At 32.8% G+C, this 11,195-nt stretch carries 6 protein-coding genes and 3 pseudogenes; 6 read left to right on the top strand and 3 right to left on the bottom strand.

The genetic code is table 11. The features are described from left to right. Window positions 1-424: 424 nt before the first annotated feature. The 3 genes and pseudogenes from AFK68_RS26355 to AFK68_RS26345 all read right to left on the bottom strand — a co-directional run. Window positions 425-712: a 2OG-Fe(II) oxygenase gene (locus AFK68_RS26355; RefSeq protein ID WP_246844474.1), complete on the bottom strand. Its 288-nt coding sequence runs from the start codon at window positions 710-712 to the stop codon at window positions 425-427. A gap of 93 nt (window positions 713-805) precedes the next feature. Continuing rightward, on the bottom strand, window positions 806-1,032 hold a 227-nt coding region (locus tag AFK68_RS46560; RefSeq protein WP_371357569.1), incomplete at its 3' end, for a 2OG-Fe(II) oxygenase. Window positions 1,033-1,382: 350 nt separating this feature from the next. After that, window positions 1,383-1,766, bottom strand: a pseudogene (locus AFK68_RS26345) (hypothetical protein); the annotation flags it as partial. Window positions 1,767-2,795: 1,029 nt separating this feature from the next. On the opposite strand from AFK68_RS26345, the gene AFK68_RS26340 reads away from it, so the two are divergent. The 6 genes and pseudogenes from AFK68_RS26340 to AFK68_RS46550 all read left to right on the top strand — a co-directional run bounded on the left by AFK68_RS26340 (window position 2,796) and on the right by AFK68_RS46550 (window position 10,543). Further along, window positions 2,796-3,386, top strand: coding sequence for a hypothetical protein (locus tag AFK68_RS26340; protein ID WP_094676454.1), 591 nt, complete (start codon window positions 2,796-2,798; stop codon window positions 3,384-3,386). 1,717 nt (window positions 3,387-5,103) lie between these two features. Beyond that, window positions 5,104-5,977 (top strand): annotated as a pseudogene (locus AFK68_RS46555) (BON domain-containing protein); the annotation flags it as partial. An 11-nt stretch (window positions 5,978-5,988) separates the two neighbouring features. Continuing rightward, window positions 5,989-6,549: an OmpA family protein gene (locus AFK68_RS39890; protein WP_371357568.1), complete on the top strand. Its 561-nt coding sequence runs from the start codon at window positions 5,989-5,991 to the stop codon at window positions 6,547-6,549. Window positions 6,550-6,579: 30 nt separating this feature from the next. Then, a pseudogene (locus AFK68_RS26320) lies at window positions 6,580-6,836 on the top strand (Rab family GTPase); the annotation flags it as partial. Window positions 6,837-6,839: 3 nt separating this feature from the next. Beyond that, window positions 6,840-7,370 (top strand): Rab family GTPase, encoded by a 531-nt coding sequence (locus AFK68_RS26315; RefSeq protein WP_094676448.1) that lies wholly within the window; start codon window positions 6,840-6,842, stop codon window positions 7,368-7,370. Window positions 7,371-9,340: 1,970 nt separating this feature from the next. After that, window positions 9,341-10,543 carry an ATP-binding protein gene (locus AFK68_RS46550; protein WP_371357567.1) on the top strand — a complete coding sequence of 401 codons (1,203 nt, stop codon included), beginning with the start codon at window positions 9,341-9,343 and terminating at the stop codon, window positions 10,541-10,543. Window positions 10,544-11,195 lie beyond the last annotated feature (652 nt).

Genomic DNA, 11,195 nt, shown 5'->3' with positions numbered 1-11,195 from the left:
TAATCGAGAAACCCGCCCCTACAATTTTTTTAACATTTAACTGGACTGATATTATGTCCGCTTGAGTAGTTATAATTAAAGTTCGTAGTTAGGCTTGAGCAATATCTATAAGTTCGGGCTAGAGCAAAACTACAAACAAAAACTTTTTCATTTGCCTGATTTGTAATTCGGTTTCTGTTACTTTAGAGTTCAGGTATGGAAGGTATAGGAGAAAAGTCCGTTGCCCCATTACCGAAAAATAAAGGTATAAAGCCTCTCACTGACTGTGGAGAAACAAAAAAAATTTCCTTTTATTCAATCCTCTTCCTTTTAGGGAGAGGTAATTATCAATTATCAATTATCAATTATCAATTANAAACAAAAAAAATTTCCTTTTATTCAATCCTCTTCCTTTTAGGGAGAGGTAATTATCAATTATCAATTATCAATTATCAATTATTGAACCATCTTCACGGCGAATCCAACCATTAAATGTAAAGCGACTATTTTCAAACGCTTTAGTCGGACAACTAACGGGTAAGACTTCATGTAAGTAACGACTAGGGAAAAAGATAATACTATTATTACGAGGTTCAATTACTTTAAAATCATTGTGTTTGGAAAGATTATTTCCCTCTACCTTAGTTTCATAAATTACTAATTCTCCTCCAGAGAATGATTTTGGTTCTTGATAGAAGTAGTAAACATAAGTCATTTCTCTAGTAGCAGTCATTTCTGTATTGGCATCACTATGAATTGTGTAGAAACAACCATCATTGTGTGCTGTTAGTTGAATAACAATATTAGATGTGGAGAAATTTGCATNTGTTTGGAAAGATTATTTCCCTCTACCTTAGTTTCATAAATTACTAATTCTCCTCCAGAGAATGATTTTGGTTCTTGATAGAAGTAGTAAACATAAGTCATTTCTCTAGTAGCAGTCATTTCTGTATTGGCATCACTATGAATTGTGTAGAAACAACCATCATTGTGTGCTGTTAGTTGAATAACAATATTAGATGTGGAGAAATTTGCATGGTTTAGTTTTTCCAAAACTGAAGGGAGAATATTTAAGACTTTGTTTTGTACAGATGTAGCAATTTCGGGATAAAATTTATGGTGAAGAACTGAAGATTGTCGAAATTTCTTTACTTTATTGCTGCTTTTGTTGTGAACTGAAGAGTCGGTAAAATTATTTTTATTTTGGATGGCAACTGTGAGTGCTGTTTCTAGTTGTTGAGGTTCCAAGAAATTATCGATTTGTAGGTAGTTGACAGGTAAAATTTTGGATTGATTTTGATTTGAGGTTGACTGAGAATAGTTAGGGATAAACTTTGGTATTTTGGAGGTAGGAGGTGCAACAATATTACTATTAGCTGAAGTTATTGGATTTTGAATATTTNATTATTTTTATTTTGGATGGCAACTGTGAGTGCTGTTTCTAGTTGTTGAGGTTCCAAGAAATTATCGATTTGTAGGTAGTTGACAGGTAAAATTTTGGATTGATTTTGATTTGAGGTTGACTGAGAATAGTTAGGGATAAACTTTGGTATTTTGGAGGTAGGAGGTGCAACAATATTACTATTAGCTGAAGTTATTGGATTTTGAATATTTCCTTCAGCAGATTGAGCTATATCTAATATTCGCAAAGCTATTTCTGCTCTTTCTGGTAATGGGATGCTTGAGTTATCAAGAATTGTCTCTAGTAAATCAACAGACTTAGTTGCTAGTTGTTGTAGTTTATCTAGAGGCATATTGTTGGTAATTAAGAGCTTTTCTTCAGACATGATCTGATAAATCTGCTGATAAAAATGTGTTTTTTGCGCGTTCCGTCAAAAGGCTGATGATTGCCTTCCAGTCATTTTGCAACCTAAAGTTAGTAATTATAACACAATTAGCAAAACCCATCCTAGAATTACCGAAATAATTAATAATTAAACAATTAAATAATTAAATAATTAGATAATTCACGCCTTGAAGCCTCCCCTTTCAAGGGGAAAAAGCGGTCGTTTGCGGAGCAGTCCGTCAGGATGAGATGGCGNAACGCAAAGCTCCGAAGTGCGCGTTTGCGGAGCATTCCGTAGGAAAGCGTCCCGGAGGGAACGGTTTCCCGCTCTTGCAGAGCCGCTGCCTCTTGCAGAGGAGCTGCCTCTTCCAGAGGAACTGCGCTAACTAACGCTATATATGTCGCGCAGCGAAACGCCATATCTAATCGACCAAGAGAAATAAATATTTTCCTTATTTGTCAATCCTATCCCTTTTAGGGAAAGGTAATTATCAATTATCCATTATCAATTATCCATTATCCATTAATGAAAGGATTTTAACTTGCTATTATATCAAATCAGGATTATTAGTAATTGTCAGTCATTGCAAATGAAACTGAGTGGAAGGAGCAATCTTANTTTTAGGGAAAGGTAATTATCAATTATCCATTATCAATTATCCATTATCCATTAATGAAAGGATTTTAACTTGCTATTATATCAAATCAGGATTATTAGTAATTGTCAGTCATTGCAAATGAAACTGAGTGGAAGGAGCAATCTTAGCGCGAGATTGCTTTCTATCGTCGCAATTCTATTACGGCAGGCTTTAATATTCTTTTAACAAACAGTTTCTTATTATCACTGATTTTCATTTCAGTAGACTAAAGTAGGAACATTCCATGGAACGTCCCTACAAGATTTTGGTTGTGACGATATAGTTTCTCAATCTGAAAAGCGTTGTATATTCAAGTCTAAGCAAAATCAAGTAAAATAAAAATGTAAGCTTTTTGGCTTATACTGAATTTTGGCAATTTACTAGGAGAAAAGATGGCCGACTTAACTAAAGAAGAAATGCGTGAGAGACTAGGAAATATTGATAAAATTCGCGATATAATTTTTGGCTCTAAGCTGAGAGAATACGAAAATCGTTTTGATAAGTTAGAATCAGAAGTATCTCTAGTTAAACAAGAAATTCAAAATCAAATAGAACAAGTCAAAAATGCTTTTTCTACAGAGCTACAAGCTACGGTTGATTCTATGGATCAAAAAATTAGAAGTATAAATTTAAGTCTGCAAAATAATCAAGAAGATATTGGTGAAACTAAGGAACAAATTGAACGGGTAAATCGAAAAATTACTACTACTAAAGAAGCTTTAGATAAAATTATTGATAATCAAACAATTTCTCTCCAAGATAAATTATCAAAAACAAGAGAGAAACTAGAGAATGATGTTAGTAATCTGAAAACTCAAATATTTGAGCAACTTGAGAAGCAGTTTTCTTTACTTCAAGATGGCAAAGTTTCACGGGATGATTTAGCAGAAATTATGTTTGAAGTTGGCATGAGAATGAAAAAAACTGAGTTAATGACTGAACTTAAAGAAGCAGTAGATAAAAATATAGGAACAGAGATTTGAGTATTGGATAACTATTTAATAANTAATCTGAAAACTCAAATATTTGAGCAACTTGAGAAGCAGTTTTCTTTACTTCAAGATGGCAAAGTTTCACGGGATGATTTAGCAGAAATTATGTTTGAAGTTGGCATGAGAATGAAAAAAACTGAGTTAATGACTGAACTTAAAGAAGCAGTAGATAAAAATATAGGAACAGAGATTTGAGTATTGGATAACTATTTAATAAAGTAGAAATAAATGGCTTACTTGGACAGAGAATCTGCTAAAAATCAGAAATATATAAACAATAATCAATCTGTTGAACTGAATGTAGAAGCAGTTGAACAGCTAAAACGTTTATTCGATTTATTAGCAGACCTAAACTTAATTGATGTTCCTGAAGATTTGACAGATAAATCTATTGAGTCTCAGGAGCAGATAAGTTTTCTGGAAAAGGAAGCTAGTCTAATTGAAAATCAGGATGACTCTATCAATCATTCTCTTCAAAAAGAGTCTGGTCAAAATCAGGATAATATTATAGATGTAGAAAATATATATACTAATAATCAAGTCAATAATCAAACAAGAATATTAGCTAGGCAAGAATCATTACTTTTACCTGACAATAAACTAGAAAAAAAATCAGAATTTTCCAATAATTATCAACAGTATAATGCAGAAACAGAAGCATTTGAAGCTTTGCAGAATCTATTACTTGGTTCAAAAGTAGCTACATTAATTCGGAGGCTAAATACTAACTTAGGCAACAAAAGTTTCGATGATCATCAAAATGAATTAAATAATCTATTCAATCCTTTACTATTAGAAAATTTATTCACTCATTTAGGTCAAACAGAAGGAGATGTTATAGAAACAATTACCCCAATAATTGACCAAGTTATACAAAAAATATTTCGACAAGATCGAGAAGCAATAAGTTCTGCACTAGCTCCGATCTTATCTCCGGCAATAGCAATACAAATAAATCAAGACCCCCAGCTAATGGCTGAGGCATTAGCACCAATTATTGATATTATTATAAGTAAGAAAACAGAACAAGACCAACAGTCAATTATTGAAGTTTTAGCACCTTTATTTCCAGTAGTAATTTCCTATGTAATACAGAATTATCCTCAAGAAATTGCCAAGGCATTAGCACCAGAAATGGGAGCTGCAATTAGAGAACAAATTAAGATAGATAAGCGACAAATTTCCCAAGCATTAGCACCAGAAATGGGCACAGCAATTAAAGAGCAAATTTTCTTAGAGCAAAGTTCTATAGTTGATGCTTTATATCCTGTAATTGGCAGTACAATTTCTAAATATATGACAGAAGCAATTCGGGAAATTAATGACAAAATTTCAGATACATTTAGTTTCAAGGGAATAATACGGAAAATTCAGGCAATTTTTCAAGGAGTTTCTGAGGCAGAACTTATTCTCTCAGAAATAATGGTTTTTACTGTACAAGCAGTATTTTTAATTCATAAAGAATCAGGTTTAGTAATTGCTGAAGCTCAACAGTCTGGGCGAGAGAAATTAGAATCAGAAATGGTGGCGGGAATGTTAACTGCTATCCGGAGTTTTGTGAATGATTGTATTGTTCAGTCTGGAGATATTTCAGAATTGAATCAGATTGAATATGGAGATTCAAAAATTATTTTAGAAGTTGCCGGACATTGTTATTTAGCAGTAGTAATCAAAGGAGAAGCTAACAAGTCGTTTGTGAAAGANTTTTGTGAATGATTGTATTGTTCAGTCTGGAGATATTTCAGAATTGAATCAGATTGAATATGGAGATTCAAAAATTATTTTAGAAGTTGCCGGACATTGTTATTTAGCAGTAGTAATCAAAGGAGAAGCTAACAAGTCGTTTGTGAAAGAATTACGACAAACACTCAGTAACATTGTGATAGATTACGGTAAAGATATTAAGAATTTTGCTGGAGACCCAGATACAATTCCTAGCTCAATTAAATTATTACTAAAAGCATTAATAGATATAGATGTACAAGAAAATCAGAAACTCTCTGTTTCTAAAGCACCTACTGCCATATTAATAATTTGTGGATTAATTGTAAGTTTAATTTTAATTCCCTGGGGAATCTATCAGTATTATAGTAGACTTTATCGAAGTGTTGAAGTAAAAATTTATCAAGCTTGGGATGATGTTCCAAAGTTAGCCTTTTATAGTTTAAATGCAGAAATAAAAAGAGGTTATTTAACTTTAACTGGGCAACTACCAAATCAAAATTTACGAAATCAAGCAGTAGAAATAGCTGAAAAACAGGCTAGTCTTTATGGTTTAGAAGTAGATAATCAAATAGTAGCTATAGAAGTACCACTTGACCCCTCGAAAGTAAGTGGTGAAGTAGAGCGAATCACAAAAGCATTAAATCAAATGGAAGGTGTGTCCATCACCAGTAACTATATGGAAGATAAAGTAACAGTAAAAGGAACAGTGATGGATATGGCAGATGCTCAGAAAATAATTAGAAAAATTGAGCAAGTCCCTGGAGTAAAATCTGTAATTACCACAATTAAACTAAGTCCACTAAAATTGAAAAGTCGCATCTATTTCGAGCCAGGTTCAGCTAAACTTGAGCCTACTTNAGATAATCAAATAGTAGCTATAGAAGTACCACTTGACCCCTCGAAAGTAAGTGGTGAAGTAGAGCGAATCACAAAAGCATTAAATCAAATGGAAGGTGTGTCCATCACCAGTAACTATATGGAAGATAAAGTAACAGTAAAAGGAACAGTGATGGATATGGCAGATGCTCAGAAAATAATTAGAAAAATTGAGCAAGTCCCTGGAGTAAAATCTGTCATTACCACAATTAAACTAAGTCCACTAAAATTGAAAAGTCGCATCTATTTCGAGCCAGGTTCAGCTAAACTTGAGCCTACTTATACACAGACAATAGCCGAAATTAAAAAATTTCTCAGTCAATACCCTCAAAAACATCTTAGGATAATAGGTCATACAGATCGTACTGGCAATCCAGATATTAACCGAAAATTGGCCATGCAAAGAGCTAATATAGTCAGGGATGCTTTGGTTAAACAGGGAGTGGACGCCAGACGATTAGAAGTAGCTGGACAAACAAACTCTCCTCAAGATGTAGAGTATAACCAGCCACTATTATTGAGCAGGTGTGTAACATTTGATTTGTTTGAATGAACTGCAGAAGAAGACCGACTATAATTGACCATAATTATGATATCGAAAAAAATTTGTCTTGTTGGTGATTTTGGTGTGGGAAAAACTAGCCTAATTCGTCGATTTGTGGATCGACAGTTTAGTGACCAATATCTTTCTACAGTGGGGGTAAAAATTTCTAGTAAAGTAGTAAGTTTAGCCACAACACAAATAGAAAAAAATACTTCCTTGAAGCTATTAATTTGGGATTTAGAAGGTCATACTAAATTTAAGGCGATCGCTCCTAGTTATTTACAAGGGGCGAGTGGNCTATGATATCGAAAAAAATTTGTCTTGTTGGTGATTTTGGTGTGGGAAAAACTAGCCTAATTCGTCGATTTGTGGATCGACAGTTTAGTGACCAATATCTTTCTACAGTGGGGGTAAAAATTTCTAGTAAAGTAGTAAGTTTAGCCACAACACAAATAGAAAAAAATACTTCCTTGAAGCTATTAATTTGGGATTTAGAAGGTCATACTAAATTTAAGGCGATCGCTCCTAGTTATTTACAAGGGGCGAGTGGAGCAATAGTTGTAGCAGATGTTACTCGTCAAGAAACTATAGATAATCTGGCTGAAAGATTAGAATTATTTTTCTCAATAAATCCTCAAAGTTTAGCAATATTAGCTTTGAATAAATCTGACTTAGTTGATGCAGAAATAATTAATCAACTATTACTAAAATTCAATAATCAGGAAGATGAAAGAGTTATCGCGACATATAATACATCTGCTAAAACTGGTGAAAACGTAGATGATATTTTTGATAAGTTATCTTATAGAATAATGGTAAAAACAGCTTGAAGGACGAATAAGTAGTTAGGAGGTAGGAGACATAATTAGGGTTTGCTGAAAAAGTCTTTTTAAGGAGTAGGGGAGTAGGGGAGTAGGGAGTAATTTTTTTCCCAACTCTTGCTGAAAATATGCTCCTTTTTGATTTTTCGGTAACCGTGCATTAAGAGCTGAAACAGGCGTACTTTTTAGCAACCTAAAAAGGCTAAAACCTTTATCTGTAAATACTTTTAGATTTAATCAACAAGCCCTAATTAATTAGTTGTAGATTTAGTGCCGCATAAAGACTACAAATTTTATGAATCAAGATACAAGTCTTATGAATAAAGACTAAAAATATTAGGATTTGGTGGGGTTATTATATGATTTAGCAAAATTAAAACTTGATACTTGATACTTGATTTTAAAATTACTTTATAATTAAGTATTTATTCGTAGATTGTAATACCTAATACCAGTTGCCAGAAACTTTGCTATACTTGGATTTTATATTTATGGCTCTCCTAGACTTGTTATAGCTTCTTAGTAGTTTAAAATAGCTCTAAACTTTTAAATAGCAGATGATTCAACAAAATAAAAAGGAATTTTTATTAAAATAGCTTTTTTGTATTTCCATAATCCTTCTATAGCAATAGTTATGGAGTTCCTAAGTGTAGTAATTTATCATAGCTACCGTAGAAGAGCCATACTTATGAATATTATTTGTTTGAGTAAATACTTGTTATTTAGTAACTTTTTTTATGAATAAAAGTTATTTTTTCCAACTTCTAAGTAGAGCAAGACTTTTGATAATTGGTATAACACTTTTTTTTCAGGATATGTAGCAAATCCTCTGGTATTGGAGCGTGTAAACCCCAGAGTAAATAACTATAGTTTTTTCTGGATCTTAAACCTTATATTCTAGGTAATTAAGGCGTTTTTTCTTCTTGCTTCTTGCTTCTTACTTCTTCCTTACCCTTACCTGACAATACCGATGCTACCGGACATGATATTATTACCTAAAAATTGTATGGAAGTAATTGATTATGACTCCTGACTCCTGACTACTAAAAAATTCCCTACCTATTTGTACTAAACATTTATCAAATTGGTATTACTACAGAATTATATGCAAAATTTAGAAGTCATAGTTTTGAATTAAGTAGGTAGACAAAATTATTTATATATTTGCCATGTATTTACTAATCGGCTATATTCTCTTTACCGAATAATTAAGGTTTAAAGCCTATCCTTTAAAGGAGAAACAAGCGGTCGTTTGCGGAGCATCCCGTTAGGATGGGATGGCGTTAGCGAAGCGGCTCTGCAAGAGCGGGTCTCCTGCTCTTAACAGAGCCACTCCGTTAACGCCATATCCAATCGACCAAGAGAGAAAAAATTTTTCTTTTATTCAATCCTATCCGTTTTTAGGGAGAGGTAATTATCAATTATCCATTATTAAACTCTTACCTAGCAGCACTAAAATATTAAATTAATTCTGTCCAGGTACTTATTCCTCAATAAATAAATTTTTTTAGTTTGAACTACCCATGATTAACCTATTAAAAAAACTATTCTTATCTCGTCAGACAGAGTATTTGATGATTAATTCACAGTTAAAAATTTTAGAGGTATCAAATGGGTTAAAAAAATTTGCTGAATTTCCAGAATTAGCAATTCCCGGTGAAGATATTCAGAGTAGTTTTCCAGAATTAATAGGATCTGAAAAAATACTAGAGGAAGTAATTAATGGCAAGAGAGAAATTTTTGAATATGAAGGAGTTGCTAGGTCTTCAGAAAATCAATCTCCTCTATATATAAATCTATCTATAATTGCAGATTTTAATTCAGATTTATCAGAAAAAAACTTAGTAGTATTAGTTGAAAATGTCACAGAAAAAATGCTAATGCAGCAGCAGTTAATTCAAAGCGCCAATGAATCTCATCTTTTATTAAGTGCTTTGACTGCTTCTCAGGATNTATTAGTTGAAAATGTCACAGAAAAAATGCTAATGCAGCAGCAGTTAATTCAAAGCGCCAATGAATCTCATCTTTTATTAAGTGCTTTGACTGCTTCTCAGGATTATATTAATAAAATTATTACCTATATGGCAGATGTTTTATTAGTGACAACAAGTTCTGGAGTAATTAAAACTATTAATCATGCAGCAGAAATTTTATTTGACTATCAACAAGAAGAGTTGGTTGGGCAAAAAATTTCCATGATTATTCCGCAAGAAAAATTACTACATAAAGCGCGACAAAAACATCTGTTATTACAAGGGAAAATATCTCAAGACGTAGAATTAATTTGTCAGAACAAAAGTGGAGAAAAAATTATTATTGAATTTTCTTGTTCAGTAATTCAGACGGATGTGGAAGGAGTAGAAAATTTTGTTTATATAGGTAGAAATATTACAGAGAAGAAAAAAGAGGAAGAAGAAATACGTCAAGCTTTGGAACAAGAACGAGATTTGAGAGAAGTAAGGGGTCGTTTTTTCTCAATGGTTACTCACGAATTTGGTAATCCTTTAAATACAGTTTTATTATCTAGTCAATTGCTTCGATCTTATGAATATCAAATTACTGAAGCCGAAAAAAATCAATATTTAGTTTACATTGAAGAATCTACACAAGAAATGCTTGAACTGCTAGAGGATGTCAGATTTATTGGTAAAGCAGATGCAGGAAAACTGAAATATAAACCAGGGCCTATTGATTTGATTAAAGTCTGTAATTTTATTGTCAACTCAATTCAAGTTACTGCTAGTAATAAACATACTATTAACTTCACAGTTAACAAAAAAAAATCCACAAAATCTAAGTCTAAATCTGATAAGAATGAGGTGCAATTTTTCTTGATGGATGAAAAACTAATTCGCCATATCTTAAATAATTTATTATCCAATGCTGTTAAGTATTCACCGACAGGAGGTAAGATAGATTTTGAGTTAAATTTGAATGATAAAACAGGCATTTTTAGAATTAAAGATGAGGGAATGGGTATTCCAGTTGAGAACCAAGAAAAATTGTTTGAATCTTTCTACAGAGCAAGTAATGTAGGCCAAATACCAGGAACAGGATTAGGATTATCTATTGTTAAACAGTGTGTAGATTTGCATGGTGGAAAAATAGATTTTTCCAGTGAAGTTGGTAAAGGAACTACTTTTATATTTGAAATTCCATTAGAAAGAGTCTCTTCAAATTAGGTCAAATTAGGGAGTAGGGAGTAGGCAGTAGGGAGTAGGGAGTAGGCAGTAGGGAGTAGGGAGTCTGGGGGTGTGGGAAGTGTGTTCAATAATTAATAATTAATAATTAATAATTAATAATTAATAATTAATAATTAGGGTTGGCTGAAAAAGTCTTATGGGTGAGGGTAGAAGTCAGGAGTCGTAGGGGCGTTTCATGTCGCGCAGCGAAACGGCCATGTGCTAATGCAAAGCTCCGCTTTATATGTCGCTCCGCGTTAACGGAGTTGTGCGATAGCAAAACGCCCGTACAGGAGTCAGGAGGAGTGGGGAATTTAGAGGAGGCAGTCGGAAGAATTATCCCTTGATTTTTCAGCAAGAGCGTCAACCCAAAATTCTAACTTTTTGAGCCCCTTAGAACGAAAATCTTGTACTTTTTCCAAACCTAAAAAAGCTAAAATATTTATCTGTCAATGCTTTTATATTTAATCAGCAAGCCCTAATTACCTCTTCTTCATAATAAGAGAATTGGCTAAAATGATTTTTTTTCTTTATTTATCTATCAATTTAGAGGCTTTATACCTTAATTATTCGGTAAAAAAATACTATACTTATTTGAAGAATGACAAAAATGCGGTGTTTTTTTCTAGAAAATCTGGGATAAGGAATAGCG

This window comes from Hydrocoleum sp. CS-953, assembly GCF_002260545.1.
GTDB lineage: Bacteria > Cyanobacteriota > Cyanobacteriia > Cyanobacteriales > Microcoleaceae > Trichodesmium.
This window is presented reverse-complemented; position numbering and strand designations above follow the sequence as displayed.